This window comes from Salinirubrum litoreum (assembly GCF_020567425.1).
Lineage (GTDB): Archaea > Halobacteriota > Halobacteria > Halobacteriales > Haloferacaceae > Salinirubrum > Salinirubrum litoreum.
In genome coordinates this window covers 1,691,705-1,708,230 of record NZ_JAJCVJ010000001.1, presented here as the reverse complement: position 1 = coordinate 1,708,230, position 16,526 = coordinate 1,691,705, and the positions used below count along the sequence as shown (strand labels likewise).

Annotated in this window: 14 protein-coding genes and 1 pseudogene; 6 read left to right on the top strand and 9 right to left on the bottom strand. The window is 62.4% G+C overall.

The window, feature by feature from the left end:
* Nucleotides 1-78 precede the first annotated feature (78 nt).
* Both tnpA and LI337_RS08610 read right to left on the bottom strand, forming a co-directional pair.
* Nucleotides 79-342, bottom strand: a pseudogene (gene tnpA, locus LI337_RS08615) (IS200/IS605 family transposase); the annotation flags it as partial.
* Nucleotides 339-761: an ArsR/SmtB family transcription factor gene (locus tag LI337_RS08610; protein ID WP_227229400.1), complete on the bottom strand. Its 423-nt coding sequence runs from the start codon at nucleotides 759-761 to the stop codon at nucleotides 339-341. The pseudogene tnpA and the gene LI337_RS08610, both read right to left, overlap by 4 nt.
* A gap of 98 nt (nucleotides 762-859) precedes the next feature.
* Here LI337_RS08610 and LI337_RS08605 point away from each other — a divergent pair, with 98 nt between their 5' ends.
* Nucleotides 860-1,477, top strand: coding sequence for a DUF7509 family protein (locus tag LI337_RS08605; RefSeq protein ID WP_227229399.1), 618 nt, complete (start codon nucleotides 860-862; stop codon nucleotides 1,475-1,477).
* Between the two features lie 49 nt (nucleotides 1,478-1,526).
* On the opposite strand, the gene LI337_RS08600 is transcribed toward LI337_RS08605, so the two are convergent.
* On the bottom strand, nucleotides 1,527-2,858 hold the full coding sequence (locus LI337_RS08600; protein WP_227229398.1) for an RNA-guided endonuclease InsQ/TnpB family protein: 1,332 nt from the start codon (nucleotides 2,856-2,858) through the stop codon (nucleotides 1,527-1,529).
* Between the two features lie 53 nt (nucleotides 2,859-2,911).
* On the opposite strand from LI337_RS08600, the gene LI337_RS08595 reads away from it, so the two are divergent.
* The 3 genes from LI337_RS08595 to LI337_RS08585 all read left to right on the top strand — a co-directional run bounded on the left by LI337_RS08595 (nucleotide 2,912) and on the right by LI337_RS08585 (nucleotide 8,830).
* Complete coding sequence (locus LI337_RS08595) at nucleotides 2,912-3,049, top strand: hypothetical protein (RefSeq protein ID WP_013440500.1); 138 nt, start codon at nucleotides 2,912-2,914, stop codon at nucleotides 3,047-3,049.
* Between the two features lie 415 nt (nucleotides 3,050-3,464).
* A complete protein-coding gene (locus tag LI337_RS08590) occupies nucleotides 3,465-6,866 on the top strand; it encodes a type IV secretory system conjugative DNA transfer family protein (RefSeq protein WP_227229397.1) in 3,402 nt (1,133 codons plus the stop codon).
* Nucleotides 6,867-7,762: 896 nt separating this feature from the next.
* Nucleotides 7,763-8,830, top strand: coding sequence for a DUF8127 domain-containing protein (locus tag LI337_RS08585; protein ID WP_227229396.1), 1,068 nt, complete (start codon nucleotides 7,763-7,765; stop codon nucleotides 8,828-8,830).
* Between the two features lie 105 nt (nucleotides 8,831-8,935).
* Here LI337_RS08585 and LI337_RS08580 read toward each other — a convergent pair whose 3' ends face one another.
* From LI337_RS08580 to LI337_RS08565, 4 genes are all read right to left on the bottom strand, one after another.
* Nucleotides 8,936-9,325, bottom strand: coding sequence for a hypothetical protein (locus LI337_RS08580; protein ID WP_227229395.1), 390 nt, complete (start codon nucleotides 9,323-9,325; stop codon nucleotides 8,936-8,938).
* Nucleotides 9,325-10,827, bottom strand: coding sequence for a hypothetical protein (locus LI337_RS08575; RefSeq protein WP_227229394.1), 1,503 nt, complete (start codon nucleotides 10,825-10,827; stop codon nucleotides 9,325-9,327). Before LI337_RS08575 ends, LI337_RS08580 begins: the two co-directional genes overlap by 1 nt.
* An 88-nt stretch (nucleotides 10,828-10,915) precedes the next feature.
* Nucleotides 10,916-11,479, bottom strand: a complete 564-nt coding sequence (locus LI337_RS08570) for a helix-turn-helix domain-containing protein (protein WP_227229393.1) — start codon at nucleotides 11,477-11,479, stop codon at nucleotides 10,916-10,918.
* A gap of 180 nt (nucleotides 11,480-11,659) precedes the next feature.
* Nucleotides 11,660-12,166 (bottom strand): DUF7344 domain-containing protein, encoded by a 507-nt coding sequence (locus tag LI337_RS08565; protein WP_227229392.1) that lies wholly within the window; start codon nucleotides 12,164-12,166, stop codon nucleotides 11,660-11,662.
* A 668-nt stretch (nucleotides 12,167-12,834) separates the two neighbouring features.
* On the opposite strand from LI337_RS08565, the gene LI337_RS08560 reads away from it, so the two are divergent.
* Nucleotides 12,835-13,941, top strand: coding sequence for a hypothetical protein (locus tag LI337_RS08560; protein ID WP_227229391.1), 1,107 nt, complete (start codon nucleotides 12,835-12,837; stop codon nucleotides 13,939-13,941).
* A 6-nt stretch (nucleotides 13,942-13,947) separates the two neighbouring features.
* Complete coding sequence (locus LI337_RS08555) at nucleotides 13,948-14,475, top strand: signal peptidase I (RefSeq protein WP_227229390.1); 528 nt, start codon at nucleotides 13,948-13,950, stop codon at nucleotides 14,473-14,475.
* Between the two features lie 190 nt (nucleotides 14,476-14,665).
* Here the strand turns inward: LI337_RS08555 and LI337_RS08550 are convergent, their stop codons facing one another.
* Together LI337_RS08550 and LI337_RS08545 are read right to left on the bottom strand one after the other, a co-directional pair.
* Entirely contained in the window at nucleotides 14,666-15,088 is a 423-nt protein-coding gene (locus LI337_RS08550; protein ID WP_227229389.1) for a hypothetical protein, read from the bottom strand.
* 91 nt (nucleotides 15,089-15,179) lie between these two features.
* Nucleotides 15,180-16,433, bottom strand: a complete 1,254-nt coding sequence (locus LI337_RS08545; RefSeq protein ID WP_227229438.1) for a PQQ-dependent sugar dehydrogenase — start codon at nucleotides 16,431-16,433, stop codon at nucleotides 15,180-15,182.
* Between the last annotated feature and the right edge of the window lie 93 nt (nucleotides 16,434-16,526).

Here is a 16,526-nt window from a genome sequence, read left to right as displayed (position 1 = left end):
TCGGTGAGTTCGGTCACTGTTCGTCCTCCTCGTGACGTCCCGAGAAACACGCCGTGTTTCTCGCGTGCCAAACAGAACTCATGAGTTCTGTTGACACTGGATGTACTTCTCAACAGTCTCGCTCGAAACGTGGCCTGCTGTGCCTGCGTAGTAGCCGCGTGCCCACTTAATTTTCTCGCCGTCGTGGTCGGCGTAGCGGTGATTGTACTTCCGCGAACTGATGGCTTTGAACCAATTGGCGAGAAGCGACGGCGCGTGCTTCGGTGGACTACTGACGAACAGGTGGATGTGGTCGGGTTGTACGGTGAGGTCGATAATCTCCAACCCTTTCTCGTCGGCTATTCAGTTGTGCCGTCGTACGAACTGTCGTACATCTCCTCGAACGCCTGCTCGCCACGGATCAACTCGTCTACGCCATCGGTGAGCGTCACGCTCCCGAAGACGGTCGCCCGATAGTACGTGTACAGTCCGTCCTGCCCACGCTCTGTGCGCTGGCGCTTCTCGACGAGTCCGACGTCGACGAGTTTGTTGAGGTGGTAGTGGAGCGTACTGTCGTCGATATCGAGTGCGGCTTCGAGTTCTTTCGGACTCATCTCACCGCCGTGGACCAACCGATAGAGGATTTCATAGCGGGTCCGGTGGCCGACAGCGGCGTGCATATCGAGGTACTCGTCGAGGCTGAGGACGCTCTCGTCGGGTAAGAGGTCCTCAGGGTCCTCCGGCGTGTCACCGCTGACCGCCCGTGTTTGATCGGTCGCCATCGTACCTCGTACTACGAGTTGGAAACGCTTAGTCGTTCTCAAGCCAGTATTTCTCGAAAACACGCTACTTTATATATTCACACCGAATACACACGGCTATGACCGTCGAGATCACGCGCGAGTTGATCACTGACCGTCTCGGGCGCGTGACGTACGACCGATTTCTGTTTTATCTGATGGGACCGTACAAGTCGTTCAATCTCAACTATGTACTGAGCGAGGAGGAACGCCGCGAGATCGACGTCGACGAGCTTCCCGGGCCGTTACGACGGCTCTTTCAGAACAAAGACGAGATCAACGCGGCCCAGGCACTCTTGCGACGTGTACAAGGGGAACTGAGAGCCGATCCGGGAGTGAACGCTTTTCTCGCACTCGATGTCGATGTCGACACTGACGACATCGATGCAGTGACTCAGAGCATCGAATACGCTCGGTGTAGCAACGCGACCGCGTTCGTCCTACCCTTCCTAGGTCACAACTTCGGCGTCGGAGAAGAGGCCGGGAGTATCCTCGAAAATCTGGCTGAGACACACGGTGACCGATTGATCTTCGTCCACGAAACCGACGTGACGAGTGCGATGATTCGGTCAGCGTCCGTCCGGTGGGATTTGCGAATCGAGACCTACGAGACAGAGGCCGAACTCGTAGCCAAACTACGCCGATTCCTCGGTGGGGTCATGCACCGTGAACGACGTGGGGAGCTCAGTCGGCTATGACATCCTCCTCGCCGTGAACGGCGAGGTTTCCTCACGCTGGGGGTATGGTTTACCGACCCACGGAGGCAACTTGCGGGTTCGTATGCTCCTCGTTGGGAACTGAGCGTGGTGACTCTGACCAGTGATGGTCGTCCCACTTGAGGCAGACAGGCCGTGCCATCGACCGTGGTACCGTCGTCTGCCGTTGACGAGACGCTGAACGTCTCGTTCGCCAGTCAGAACTCTCCGAGTTCTGATGACGTCTCAAGAACGTCTCTGACGCCGTGAGGTCAGCGTGTCCTTCAAACCCACACGGACACGTCAGCGTATCCTGATGCCGAATCGTGTCTGTCGTGGAACCGCAGTTCGGACATTCCTGACTCGTCCACGCCTCCGACCGAACCTCGACCGACATACCGTATTCTTCGGCGGTACACGCCAGTCGGTTCACGAACGCTCTGAACGCCCAGAAGTTGTGTGTTTTCGCGTTCGTCTCCACTGACCAGTGCGTGTCCAGCACGTCCGTTAGTGCCCCGACGTACACCGTCGAGACGCCTTCGTCGTAGAGTCGTTCGATGAGGTCACGGGCAAGAGCATCTTGGGCGTGGTCACGACGTTTTGTTCGCCGGTCGTACAGGCGTCGGATTCGGTGACTACTGTACCGACCGTCCTCCAAGAGTGATTGGAGGCGGGCGATTTCTCGCGTCGTTTCGCGGAACCTGTCGAACAGGTCACGACCTTCGTATAGGTATTGTTGGCCGGTCGTGGTTGTGCAGGCGACGAGGTTGTTCGCACCAATGTCCAGAGCGGCTTCTTCCGAAGCCAATGGTTGTGCCAGTCGAGAAGCGTCGATAGTGACTGGCTGAACGGCCCTGAATGATTGTGCTTGCTCGTCGTAGAACAACTCTAACCGTCCCTGTTTCTCGTACTCCTTCCAGTTTGGGTCGCCACGGACTTCGAGTCGGAGGCGCTCGCGGTGTCCAAGTCCGTACTCATCTTTCAGGTCTTTGCCGACGAGAATTTCGAGCCGCGAATATTCACTCCACTCGACGGAGTATGACGTGTTTCGGATGTACGTGCGGAGTTCTCGTCCATCGTCGGCGTTACCCCAGAAGCCGGGTTTGCCGTTGGCTTCGCCCTTCTCTTTGAGCGCGAAGAACGACTTCCACGCTTGGCGGTTCTTGCGTTCGATTTGCTGAACTGTGGAAGCGCCGAGTGTTCCGCCGTAGCGACCGCGATACTCACTGATTTCCCACACGTCTTCGTCTGAGTCGGCATAGTGTTCGCGGCGCTCGTAGTTGATTTCGTTCCAGAGAGCGGCAGAAGCGTCCAACAGGCGTCGAAGCAACTCCTCGTCCTCGTCGGACTGCGGAATCACCTCGAACGTGTTGGTTCGCTTCATCACCTACTGGCTGTATCCGAACACACATAAGTGTGAGTTTTATGTGTTATTGTATGGTCGAAGTTCGCATCGAGTTTGACGACGACGAACAGTACGAGCGGTTGAAGGAACTGAAGAAGCACCGTGGATTGACGTGGAAGGGGCTGCTACTCGAAGGCGAGAAGAAAGTCAGGGAGGATACCCCGGAGTAAGCGTCGAACGTAGGTTGTGCAGTAGAGTGTCGGATTCACGCCCGCCGTGAACGCCGGGACTCTCTCCTTGAATCAGGTAGCAGCGGTGTTCACAAGTAGACAAACACAAAAAATTGACGACCGCTACTTTCCTTTCGTTTGATCAGTTCACACAACCCACAACTAGCGATACGGCTATACACACGTCTGCTGAGCAGGCTTCATGCTATGGTCTCGCACGACGGCAGACCCCGAACCACCCCGTCGATACACACTCTGTCCGAGCACGGATTCCATCACACCAGCGACCGCAGCGAACGGGTTCATCGGGCTTCACGACGCACTGCAGAGTGCCGACGCAACACTCTCGTGTACGCTCACGACTGGCGCTGGAGAGGATACTCCCGTCCAGTACACACTGTCGACCGACGAGTCGGTGCCGCTCCAACGGACGGTCCGGAGCGCCCTTCCGAACACCTACGAACTGTCTTCAGGGGACATCGACGAGACGGCACTCACGACCGCGACCGAGTACACACTCGTCGGGTGTGAGATCCGCGCGGTCGGCGACCGGAAGCTCGACTGGCAGACTGCACTCACGCCCTTTGCGGCGTTTCTCGACGACGGAGACACACACGCACAGAACAGTCGTGTCCCGCTCACGAACGTCGTCGAGACGCTGACGAGCACCCCGTACCCGGTCATCTTCGACGTCCTCGTCACGCCACGGGACAACTGGCAACGAAGCAGGGAGGACCGCACAATACGACTCGTCGAGCAGCGTGACACCTGGGGACAGCGCTTTTTTCAGGCGTGGATCGCGCCGTGGTTCGGCGAACCTGACCAACAGCAGCACCGACAACCAGACATCCCCGACTACAGACGGACCGAACACGACCCCGTCTCCCGGCAGTACGGCCGCCGTGTCCACCCCGAAGTCCAGAAACGCATCGACGCGATCGAGGCACGCGACGTCCACCACTCGTTCGACCTCTCGCTCCGGGCTGTCGTCTTCGTCCCCGTGGACGAGGACACAGAGACCACAGCACGCCGACGTGAGGCGGCAACGAGTGTCTGTCGTGATCTCGCAACCGCATTTGCTGCTGTCGGCACCGAGTACGTCGACTTCAAGCCGTACATCGTCGGTGACGGTCGAGACACACCCGGCCGAGAGACGGCGGGCACGCGACTGCTCAAAGCGATCCAGACACACGAACCCCACCCGTTCCGCCGCTGGTATCACCGCTTCATGCCGCGCATCGGTCGGACGGCGTATCCGTGGGTCGTCGCCGACGTACGCGAACTCGGGTCGTTTTTGCTCGCAGACGGGAGTGCGCTCACGACCGACGCCCGGCGTGCACTCGGTGTGAGGGATTCAGAACAGACTGCACTTCCCCGGCCACCCGGCAACGTACTCGCGAAGTACACCGGTGCGGGGATGACGCTCGGTCACCCGGTCACACAGGATGGCGTGGTGACAGAGGAGCCGCTCATCTTACCACACGAGTTACAGTCACGACACATCGTCTGGGCGGGGAGTACCGGGTCGGGGAAAACAACGGCTGCGATGACCGCGCTGCTCACGAACGACAAGCCAGCGGGGGCGACAATCTATCTCGAACCGAAAAGTGGTGCAGACCTAAACGAACTCCTTCGAGCACACTACCGACGACACGGCAGTCTCGACGACGTTCTCATCTTCGATGTCGCAGAGTGCGTCCCTCGCTTCTCGTTTTTCGACATCCGCCGTGATCTTGAGGCTGGAATCGACCGTGAGACCGCTGTCGAGGACCGCATCGACCTATACGTAGAGATTCTCCAAGAGATTGTAGGCGACGAGCACTTTGAGAAAGCGATGAACGCTCAGTCGATTATCACCGCGTTATTACACGTCTGTTTCGACACCTATCACGGAGGGGCAGATGCGTTCACCCACAGTGAGTTCTACAAGGTCGTCGATCAGATGAAACGACAGCAGTCAGCACCGTCGGTTTCGATCGAACGACATCAGCGCACCCTCTCCTCGGCCACAGCTAACAATCACAAAACGTTCACGAACATCATGGCCGGCGTCAATACACGCATCGACCGACTTGCAGAGAAGGGACGCTACCTTCGAATGTTCGATCACGTCGCGACCGAGAAGGCTCCAGGGTTCGATTTCGAGGACTACCTCGACGAGGACGTCACGATCATCTTCGATATGAGCCGAGTGAAAACCAAATCGAGCAACGTCATCACACTCGTGATTATCACTCATCTCTGGTTTGCCATTCGGCGGAGACGCGAACGTGCAGGCAGCGAGGCCGACCTTCCACTGGTCAATCTCTACATCGAAGAAGCAGCGAAGGTGGCTGCCTCCTCGGCGCTTACCGAGTTACTCTCGGAAGCCCGTGGGTTCGATCTCTCGGTCGCGCTGATGGTGCAGTTTCCAGCACAGCTTCGTGAGAAGAGTAACCGACTCCACAAGGAAGTCCTGAACAACGTCGCAACATTCTGTCTGGGTTCTGTCCCTGTCGAAGACGAGCTCGCAAAAATGCTCGCGACCGACCAAATCGACCGAACAGCGATGCAGAACCGACTCGGTATGCTCGCAGGTGGTGAGTGGCTCGTCTCCCTACCGAATACGTATGGCGAGCGTCTCCCACTACCGTTCGGCACCGTGTCGGCTCCTCCCCTCCCTGGTGTCTCGTTCGGTGACGATCCGCTCCCTGACGAGGAAGAAGCCGACTTCCAGCGTCTCCGACAGGCAGCACTCGACCGCACCGCCGATACGTGTGGTCTGCGGCCACCGGATCACCGACCGGTCGCAGACACGGACGAGCAGACGCCCACGGCGACCACTCACCCGGACGATGCGGACGACTCGCACGAACTCCCCCGACTCGACTCCCCGTTACCCTACACGCGACGGCTCCCCCCGACAGTCGAGTATCAGAAAGACGCACACACCCTTCTCTGTAGAGAGTGTACGAATCGATACGACCCGACGACGGACGGCCTCTTCCGGGTGATCGACTGTTGTTCCTCGCTCGACCGTGTCGACCCCGACGACATCCCGGTGACGACGGTCAACCTCAAACTCTCTCCAGAAGAGGTGCACGACAGCGAGTGGTCGCCCCGACAGCTCATGTTCCTGCAGGCAGTCTACAACGCCCAGCAACTCCGCTTCGATCCGCGCGAGTACGACCTCACGACCGACTCGATGGTCCGACTCCAGGAGTATCTCGGCGTCGACACCGACGACATCGATCCGCTCATTGAGGCCGACCTGCTCCGACACGACGGCGATCACCCCCACCGACTCTACTCGGTCTCTCCGGACGGTCGGAAGGTGATCGGCGAGCACTACCGCGAGGGTGTCGATTACGGCCACGGCAAAGGCGACTTAGAGGAGTCCAGCCAGCACGTGCTCGCTACTGAAGTGACCCGCCAGTGGCTCGATGCGACGTACGTCGCCGACCCGGACTCGCCCGTCGTCGAGGTGATGCCGTACTACGACCTCGATGCCGAGAGACGCCTCGACATCGCCGGGCTCGACGCTGACGGTGACATCACACTCGCCGTCGAGATCGAACGCGTCAACCACGACCTGCGGCGTGCTGCCCCGGACGACTTCGACAAGATGGCCGACTGTGACGTCGAGGAGGCCATCTGGGTCGTGCTCACGCGCAAGGACGGCCATGCCGTGTTACAAGCACTGAACGACCCGCTCGACGGTACTCCCCGTGTCGAGAAGACGTACAGCGAGAACACGCCACCCCAGCAGTTCCGCCTCGACACGCCCGGGTGTACGGCCATCTACCCTGTCGAGGCGCTTCGAGACGGCAGCGTCTGATCGGCGAGTGACGACGTAGGTACGTCTCGACGCTCTCTCACTCTCATTCTCACTTCTGCACTAAGCGATCTTCACACACGGGTGCAGTCGTGCGGTTTTGCTGTTGTGAGTGCCCGGTTCGTCTCCCCGGCCGTTCACCGAGAGACCGCTCTGTGTGGCTGTGTACGATGCTCTTCGAGACTGGCTGGCTCGTGTGACGCCTTCCCGTCTCCGTGTTTCACACTCGGTTTCGAAGATACAGCACCGTCGAGCCGTCGTCTCGCCGTCTCTCCGTAGCTCGCTGTCTCTTCACAATCGGCGTATTCTCCCGGTAGGAGTGGTCTCGGGGCTGTTCGTGAGCGAGTGTGAACCCGATTCTCGCGGAGGTGACAGCTGCTTTTCGGTGATGAGATATCGTATCTTGAGCCTTCTGTCGCCTGAATTCTGCACTTTAGAATATCTTCACGGGACGTGACAGGCGACGTTCGGGTTTCACACTCGGGCTAATCGCTAGACGGGGACCGATTGTGAAGATTTCTCCGTGGCTGTGTCTGCGACAGTCGGGATCGACGATTCGGCGACTGACTCGCTACACGCCCCGCGACAGCCCGTTCGACCGCCTTTTCGGCAGACTCGACATGCTCCCGGTTTGTCTCTGTGGCTCCTGACCGTTCACACACCCGTTTGTACTCACTTCTACCGGGAAATAGCCAGTGTGTGAAGACCGGTTACCGCGAAGACAGATGCTGAGAGCGTCTCTACGAGCCTCTCATATCCCTATTCTGTGTGTGAATGTGCTCCAACTCTCGATCCTCGGCGTCGTGCTCATCGCGTACGTGCTCCAGAGTCGGAACTGACTCGACGGGCCGCACACGAGACGGGCGACTTACCACATCGGCGTCCATCACCGACGGACGATGCCCTCCACGCGTCCGTCCATCCGCACCGTCGCCCTAGTCGTCCTCCTCGTCGTCGGCCTCGGCTGTAGTTTCACCTTCCACGCCGTCGCCAGCGGTGATGTCGCCTACACGGCCACCGCCGTCGAACCGGGGGAGGACCCCAAGCGTGTCGCTGACGTCGCTCCGGACGTCGCCGACCTGAACGAACGACTCGCCGGAACTGAACCGGAACACAGACGACCGGTGCGGGAGGCCGAGCGAACTGGCTCCTACGCGGGGACCGTCTCGCCGGACCTCTCGATCGTACTCGACGACCTGGAGTCGACCCGATTCGTCGTCTCGGACAGCCAGTACTACGCGTGGAATCTGACGACAGACGACGAGACGACGTCCGTCGAGATCGAGATGCGCCCGGTCGACGCGACGACGGTCTACACGGAGGTCGCCCGGCCGGTCGAGACCGCGTCCACAGACGTCCAACAGGCCGTCGAGACGGGGAACGCGACAGCTACGGGCGTCGGCATCGAGCGTGGACTCTACGAAGAGGATGGAACCTACTACGTCGTCGCCCCCGAGAACGAGGCGGCCATCGCCGGTCGCCTCCTCGGCACTTTCGTCGGCTTCGCACTGATCCCGGTCGGGCGTGGCTACCTCGCCGTCGCACTCGGCCTGCTCGCGCTCCGCTATCGCGAGTCGACTGTCGACCGCCCGCTCTCACCGCGTCGTGCGGTCGGGGTCGCACTGCTCGCACTCCCGGTCGCACTCGTCGGCACTGCCCTGTTCGAGAGCGGATCGCTCTCGCGGTTCGTCACCGGGCCGGCGAGCGCGCTCGTCGTCGCAGGCGGTGTCCTCGCCGGCGTGCTGGCGTTCCGACGGCAGTGGCTCCGCCTCGCCGGACTGACTGTCGGTCTCGGCGTCCTCGTCGTCGGAGCGATCACCGTCGTACTCGGACTCGTCGGCCTGTTCCTCGGGCCGCTCGTCGTCCTTTTGGGACTCGTCGCCGGTGTCGTCCCGTTCGGTTTCGGCTACTGGTTCGGCCGGCGCGAGCCAGCAACGGATTCCGGGACGGAACCCGACGTGCTCTGAGCGACGACAGTACCACGTACCGACCGGGCACCTCCTCGCCGGCACTGAGCAGTCGGGCGACCACGGACACCACAGGCGACGCATGAGGTCTCACGACGACCGATCTCAGCTACCACGGCGCGATGCCGGGAGGCTGTACTCCCGTCGAACCGCAGCGATGGCCGGCACGCCGAACACCGTCAGCATCGACGCTGTCGTGCAGTCGGTGCCGGCGTCACCGGCGCCGGTGTTGCCCGCACACGTGCGATCGCTGCCGGAACTGTTGCCCGCATTGGTCGTCGGGGCGGTGTTTCCGGCGCCGGGAGTCACCGGTTCGGAGGCGATGTTGCCGGTCGCGATGACGTTCGGGTCGTTTGCAGTTCCGAGGGTCTCCCCGTCAGCGAGGTACGCGTAGGTGGCGTTCCCCCCGGTGATTCCGAGTGCCAGTAACACCATCCCGACGGCGGCCAACACGGTGAGCTTCTGTATCGAGCGGTCGCGGCCGTCCGCGCTCATCAGTCGTCACCCCCCGAACTCTCCCATCGGACTCTCTCCGGGGGGCTCGGGTCCGTCTCGACACCGTCGTCACTCCCGGCGCGCTCGCCTTTCCCGCCGGTCTCGGGGTCGGTGTCGGTCCCGGCGTTGCCAGGCTCGTCGAGCGTCTTCAGCGGTCCGGAGAGAATCCCGGCCGTGGCATTACCGTCGAAGTCAGCGGCGCTGGCGTACACGAGCTCTTTGCCGGCGCCGAACACGTCAACCCGAGAGAGTTGTCGCGGCTGTCCGTCTCGGAACAGTTCGAGAGCGATCCCGGTCGTCTCGACGTCGTTGCCCTCTCTCTTCTCGGTCGTGTCGGTGACTTCGATCTCGTACGACCCTGGCGTCTCGTCGGCACAGAGCGCGTAGCGGCCCGGTTCGACGACGTTCTCCCGTACACCCTCGGCGTCACCGCAGTAGTCCTCGCCGAGGTCGAGTTTGCCGGCGTACGTACGCTCTCCGTCCTCGATGGCGTACACCTCGACGTTGCTGATGCCGAAGCGCCCGGGACAGTCACAGCGCTGACCGTCGAACGGACTCGCGGAACTGGGGGTATGGCGACACTGAACGTAGTGATAGTCGAAGCCAAAGGCGACGCTGGCGTCGCTGTACTCCGGAGTCTCAGCGTCCGGAGCCCCGTTACGGGACACCTGATCGGGGAGTGGCCTGAACGACCAGTCGATGTCCAGCCGGTAGGTCTCCTCGGGATCGAGACAGCCGTCGCCGAACCGGACCCCGCCGGCGATCGTCCCCAGCACTGCACACAGTGACCCCGTCAACCGGCTGTGTGATTCGCCATCCGCGTAGATCGGTTCGACCGCGAGACTCCCGCCCGTACAGCGCCCGAACGTGGCCGTCGCGTCGATGGCCGCCGACAGCGGGCCGCCGGGACAGTCCGTCGACAGCGCGCCCCACAACCAGCCGGGATTACCGATGGCGTCGAAGCCGATTCGGATCGTCCCGCTGTCTCCCGGCCGGACGCGGTCTGTGAGGGTGAACGCGCTCGGCGGATCGTCGACGAACCCCGATACCGGACAGTCGCCCTGCCACTCGCTCCCCGGTGAGGTAGCGGTCTGTCCACTCCCGTCGCGAGGGTCGTACTCCTCCTGCCAGGCCAGCCGAAGGCCGACCTCACCGGTCGTCACGACGATACCGGAGTCGTCACCGCCGAGTCGCTCGGTGTCGCTCAACAGTCCGCTGGTGCCGGCTCCAGCCAGCGCTCCGGAGGCACCGATGGTCGTCATCCCGGCGAGGATCGAGCGCCGGGAGACGTCCACCCTGGCTACCTCGGACGTTCTGCAGTCCCCGTCCGCGCCGCTCTCGTCGATCCTGTCATCGGCTGCTCTGCGGAGGTGGTCGATCGTCGCGAGTCGGCCGAGCCCACCGACACCGGGCACGTCGATTCTCTCACCGGCAGCCAGGTCGATCTGCTCTCGTAGCCAGTGGACCGTCCCGTGGCTCGTCTCGTCAGCGTCGCCAGTCATCCGGATCGCCTCCACTCGTCGAAGCAGTACCGAACACTACTCGGCGAGCGAACGGTCCTCGCGCAGCCGGTGTGTCGGGAAGGCATGCTCATGATCCGTAGCCTGATCCGTCGGCGTCCGCTTCCACGCTCTGGCTTGCTCGGCGCTGGACGAGTGCGGCTCCGACGAACAGACCGACGAAGACCGCTCCCCACGCCAGCGGCGGTACCAGTGTCACCGGAAACAGTCCGACCCACCCGGCTACCCCGAGGACGACACACGCAGTCGCCAAGCCGAGGTACAACTTACTCCGAGGGAAGCTACTCCCCGGCACCACCTCGAGATAGACGTTGAAGTCGGCGAGGTCGTCGGCAGGCTCTATCACTCCCCGGTCGCTGTCGTAGTGTAGCGCCCCCGCTTCGTCCATCTTCGGCAGGTGGAACTGCTGGAGAGCGGTATAGGTCCGCTTGCGCTGGTGATAGGTCACCTCCTCCGGTGGGACATCGTTCTCCCAGGCGGCGACCTGCTCTGCGAGATCGCTGATCTCGACAGTGCCGCCAGCACGTTCCAACGCCCGCACCACGTTGCGGCGGCGACCGTTGCTGAGTACCTCGAACACGTCGTCCCGGGACGGCGTCTCGGCTGACCGTGAGTCTGCTATCGCGCTACTCATCCGTTGGCTCGTGCCCCCACATACTGTGAAGGGTAGCTTTGCACCGGAATAATTATTAGTTTGCTAACACGTTCGCAAACGGTGTCTTCGTCACCATCCAAGGGAGCTTTAGCGATTAACAACCGATTAATTGGCGGATACAGGGGATTTGTCCCCGAACAGAGAATCACGGTGTCTGGCTCACCTCGGCGGTGGTCCTCCCGTACCTAGCTGATTCCTGCGCTGGAACCAGTTGTGGACCAGTGCCGCGAACAGAAACACCAACGTGACCGCGAGCATCCACAGATCGTCCGGTGCCTGTGAGATGACCGGCACGTTCAGCGTCGCGACACTCAAGAGTCCGACGTTGAGCAGCGCGACTCCAGCGTAGAACTGTGGCCAATCGATGTCGTTCTCGGGGACTACCTCGAGATAGACGTCGAGGTTTGCGGCCTGCTCGGTGAGCCTGACCGTTCCGGCATCCTCGTCCGTACTCACGATATCCGCGTCGACCATCTTCGGGAGGTGGGTCTGTGTCATCGACACGTACACCCGATGGCGTTCCTTCCTGGCCAGTTCCCGTACCGGCGTGTCGTACTCCCACGAGGCTACCTGTTCGACGAGTGCTCTGATCCTTACGGGGGTCTCTTGCTGTTTGAGATAGTGCAAGGCGTACCGCCGCCGTCTGTTCTGCAGGATGTCGAACACCGTCTCTCGTGACGGTCCTCCACCACGGTCGAACACCGGTGGTTGCCAGACATCCGTGTCCGACGACCTCGATCTCATGACAACTAATCCACACACTATCGTATTAGTTATCTGGGAATTATCGAACTTAGTTGGGTATTAATCCCGTACAGTCTGGGCTTCAGTCGGTCACAAAGAACGCCTCAGTCCAGACGGACGCGCTCAGGATCTGTCTTCGGCGTCTCAGACGGTTGCTGAGACGAACTAACGAGTTGCATGAGACTGCTAAGCGAGTTTACTACTACACACTTACACGAACAGGGGTGAATCGGGTGCAACCCACTGACGGCGTTGTGCCCGGACCACAGCATGCCCGGACCAGAACTGCGCCGATCGGTCGAAGATTCCCCCACCGAGCGTTCGACCCTGCGCGCCACCCCCTGCTCGGCAGACCTGAGCAGACCTCCGCTCGTGTACGGTGACAGCCTCGTGCGTCACGTGCCGAAGGCGGGTCTCGGGCTGTGTCTCTCTCGGTGTCGGCGACGTTCGAGATCGCGTCGCCGGCACCCCCGATCGATACCCCTGCGTAGACGCCCCGGAGTGCAACTCTCCGACAGGGACCTTCCCCACTTCGAGACAGTGGGTGGCTGGCGGACGACCGCCGTGGGGCTCTCGTCCCAGATCCAACCATGACAGACGAAGACAACTCTGATAGCGGAAGCGAGTTCAGCATCAGTCGCCGCAAGGCCCTGGGCGGACTCGCGAGTATCGGTGCAGCAACCACGCTCGGCGGCGCAGCGACGTTCGCCCAACTGAGCGACACGGAAGACCGTTCGGTCACCTTCACGGCTGGCGGTCTCGACGGGACGCTCTCGTGGAGCGGTTCCTACAACGGCCACCCTGTGAACGGGAGCCGTAGTGCAGTCGACCTGAGTCCAGACCTCGACGCGTCGGGCTACAACGACCGGGCCGTCCCCATCGACGTCGAGTTCACCGACGTGAAGCCGGGAGACTACGGCTGTGTCAACTTCACGCTCGAAGTGGAGACCAACGAGGCGTGGGTCGCCTCGGGCGTCAACGTCGTCGACAACTACGACTACAAGAACTTCGAGCCGGAGATCGCCGCAGACGACGACGTCGACTCCAAGAACGTCGACGAGGACGGGAACCTCGAAAACGGCGGCGACCTGGTGGACGGAAACGGTGAACTCGCACAGAACATCTACATCATCCCGTACTACGACAGCGACGCGAACTGCCGGTTCTTCGACGACGACGGCTTCACTGGCCAGTACGCGGGTGCGACCCCGACCGGCTTCTGGTCGAACGCACAGCCCGAGACCGGGGGTGGCTTCACCCCGCAGGGAGAGTTCGACGCAGATACCCTCCCGGGCGACCTCGATGGGATCGACGAAGACACCGAGTACTACCTCGCCCCTCGCAGTCTGCTCGACGTGTCACAGAACCTGAACGCGATCGGGACGGCGCTGTGGAACGACGACGACATGACCATCGGCTACCAGACTGCGTCCGGCGGGCACGCCAGTCTCGCGACGGGCTCGGTGATGCTCGACGGCAGTGTTCCCCAGAACGGCGACTCGGGTAACAACACGCAGACCGTGAAGCCGCTCAAGCCCGGTGACACCCTGAACTTCGGCTACGACTTCCACATCCCGTTCGGTGTGGGCAACGAGATCCAGGGCGACCGGACGTCTATCAAACTGGACTTCCAGTTCATCCAGAGCCGTCACACGGAAGCCCCGGACTTCACCTCGTACGACCCGGAGAACCAGTAAGCAACGATGCTCCGCAGGGCACTCAAAGTGGTACTGGCGCTCGCCCTGCTCGGAGCCGTCGTTGTCTTCGTCGCCCAGGCGTTCCCCGGACTCGTCGGTGCGGACCGAGCGTTGACGGTCAGTTCCGGGAGTATGGAACCGGCCATCCCGACGGGATCGGTCGTGTTCGTCGACGACGTGGAATCGTCCGACGTAGAGGAGCGTATCACGGAGGGTGACGTCATTACCTTCGTGAGCGGCGACAACAGACTCGTCACACATCGGGTCGTCGAGAAGTACACGGCCGAGACATCAGTCCGGTTCAGAACGAAGGGCGACAACAACGACGCCGCCGACCCCGAACCGGTGTACCGTCAGCAGGTCGTCGGAGAAGTGCTGTTCTCGGTCCCGGTCTTGGGCTACGTGATCGCGTTCGCCAACACGAGCCACGGGTTCTTGTTGCTCGTCTGGGGACCAGTGCTCGCACTGGTCTTCTCGGAACTGGTGAGTCTCTACCGTGCCGGAACGGCCACGCGCGAGAACGACCCGGAGTAGACGGCAAGGCACCACAGCGGGCGGTCCGCACGGCAGGCGGCGCGTGCTCCCAGGACCGCGGATTTCGGTCGACGTCCACCTCGGTGGCCGTTTCACGTCTGCTGGCAGTGTCGTCACCGGGGTCCTCCCCAGCAACGGTGGCTCCGTCTCGTCGGGCAGCGGGTCGCTCTCGCCGTGACCGACCGCTACCTCATCCGACGGCGACCGTCACGAGCGTCTCGGGTGGGAACTCGACGTAGTCGACGGTCTCGGTGAGTTGCAGTCCGGCGCGGTGATACCCGTCCAGCGGGTCGGCGAGGACGTCTACCCTGACGCGCCACGACCGGTCGTTCGGTCCGTCGCCGCTCGTGACACCGGCGAAGTGGGTCAGTCGGCGACCACCGCGGCGGCCGGTCTCGACGTGTCTCGGGGTGACCGTGACGAGTTCTGTATCGCAACTCCACGCCTTCGACACCGGGACGTAGACTCGTTCGATGGTCGCGGGGGCGGGACCGGACAACTCGGAGATGACGGTGTAGTACACGCCGTCATCGGTCTCGTGTGTCGCGGGCGGGTCGTCGTCGTGGAGGGGAGCCGCTTCGGCACTCGCGTGCCAGTCGTCGATGCGGGGCACGACTTTTTCGAGTCACTCGACCAACATAAATACGCGTGTTCTCGAAACAGTATTATGTGTTGTCACGTCGGCACGGACGGCTGGTGTCGCATCAGGCCGGCGACAGCCGCACCAGCGGTGCGTTCCCGCCGTCGACGAGGACGAACAGGTCGCCCGTGCCGGGCGCTTCGAGCACGTCCCGGATCCGCCACCCACGACCCTCAAGCAGTGGCTCTGCCTCCTGTACGTCCCGACCCGCCACAGTGAACCGTGCGAGATACTGCGAGGCCAGCCCACCGAGCAGGAGGTCGCCCTGCCACTCGGGGAACGCCTCGCCGGTGTAGAACGTCATCCCGCTGGGCGGGAACCCCCCGCTCCCGCAGGGCCACCCGAACACCGGCGCGATCACGTCCTCCCGATCCGCATGTGAGACGCCGATCGGGTCGCCCGACCCGTAGGTACAGCCCTCGTCGGCGACCGGCCAGCCGTAGTTGCCGCCCGCTTCGAGGACGTTGATCTCGTCGCCGTCCTGTTCGCCGAACTCGGCCTCCCAGATGTCGCCCGTCTCGGGGTGGCGAGTCAGCCCCTGCGCGTTCCGGTGGCCGTAGCTGAAGATGGTGTCCCGCGCCTCTGGATCGTCCACGAAGGGGTTGTCGTCGGGGATCGACCCGTCCGGCTCGAACCGGAGGACGGTGCCGAGGTCGTTCGTCAGGTCCTGTGCGACGTGGTCCGGGCCGAAGTCCTTGAACTGGCGGTCGCCGACCGTGACGTACAGTCGCTCGTCGGTGTCGAAGGCCAGCCGGGAGCCGAAGTGCCCGGTCGAGTTCACGAAGGGTTGGGCGGCGTGGAGTAGCTCGAAGTCGCGGAGTCGCGGCGCGTCGGCGGTCGGATCGAACCGCCCTCTGCCGACGTGCGTCGTGGACGTGCCATCCTCGCGCCGGGCCGAGTACGTGAGATAGAGCCACGGCTCCTCGGGGAAGCGCGGGTGGAGTTCCACGTCGAGCAGCCCACCCTGCCCGCGTGCGAACACCTCGGGGGTGCCCGGCACCGTCTGCACGTCGCCCGACGCGGGATCGACCAGTCGCAACTGGCCGACGCGCTCGGTCACGAGCAAGCGGTCGTCGTCCGGAATCGTCGTCAGTGCCCACGGACTCGACAGGGTGGTGAGACGCTCGACCGCGACCGCAGTCGTGTCGTCGGGCTGTCCGCCGTCGTCGTCACCGCCGGTCGTGTCGCCCCCGTTGCCAGTACCGGCCGTGTCGCCACTCCCACCGGTTCCGGTGTCTGGCCCGGCGGTGTCGGTACAGCCAGCGAGGCTCCCGGTCACGGCGGTCCCGGCGAGCGCGAGGTAGGTGCGTCGGCGCATCTCGGTGTCGAACCGGAGGGACTGCACGACAATCAACGTCGCGCCCGCTCGCCGCCCGCGACGGTACCACACGCGGGTCAACTTCTTTTGCCG

What these genes read in the sequence shown, in the direction of transcription:
- LI337_RS08610 (WP_227229400.1), bottom strand. Translation starts at nt 761, where the DNA reads ATGGCGACCGATCAAACACGGGCGGTCAGCGGTGACACGCCGGAGGAC.
- LI337_RS08605 (WP_227229399.1), top strand. Translation starts at nt 860, where the DNA reads ATGACCGTCGAGATCACGCGCGAGTTGATCACTGACCGTCTCGGGCGC.
- LI337_RS08600 (WP_227229398.1), bottom strand. Translation starts at nt 2,858, where the DNA reads ATGAAGCGAACCAACACGTTCGAGGTGATTCCGCAGTCCGACGAGGAC.
- LI337_RS08595 (WP_013440500.1), top strand. Translation starts at nt 2,912, where the DNA reads ATGGTCGAAGTTCGCATCGAGTTTGACGACGACGAACAGTACGAGCGG.
- LI337_RS08585 (WP_227229396.1), top strand. Translation starts at nt 7,763, where the DNA reads ATGCCCTCCACGCGTCCGTCCATCCGCACCGTCGCCCTAGTCGTCCTC.
- LI337_RS08580 (WP_227229395.1), bottom strand. Translation starts at nt 9,325, where the DNA reads ATGAGCGCGGACGGCCGCGACCGCTCGATACAGAAGCTCACCGTGTTG.
- LI337_RS08575 (WP_227229394.1), bottom strand. Translation starts at nt 10,827, where the DNA reads ATGACTGGCGACGCTGACGAGACGAGCCACGGGACGGTCCACTGGCTA.
- LI337_RS08570 (WP_227229393.1), bottom strand. Translation starts at nt 11,479, where the DNA reads ATGAGTAGCGCGATAGCAGACTCACGGTCAGCCGAGACGCCGTCCCGG.
- LI337_RS08560 (WP_227229391.1), top strand. Translation starts at nt 12,835, where the DNA reads ATGACAGACGAAGACAACTCTGATAGCGGAAGCGAGTTCAGCATCAGT.
- LI337_RS08555 (WP_227229390.1), top strand. Translation starts at nt 13,948, where the DNA reads ATGCTCCGCAGGGCACTCAAAGTGGTACTGGCGCTCGCCCTGCTCGGA.
- LI337_RS08545 (WP_227229438.1), bottom strand. Translation starts at nt 16,433, where the DNA reads ATGCGCCGACGCACCTACCTCGCGCTCGCCGGGACCGCCGTGACCGGG.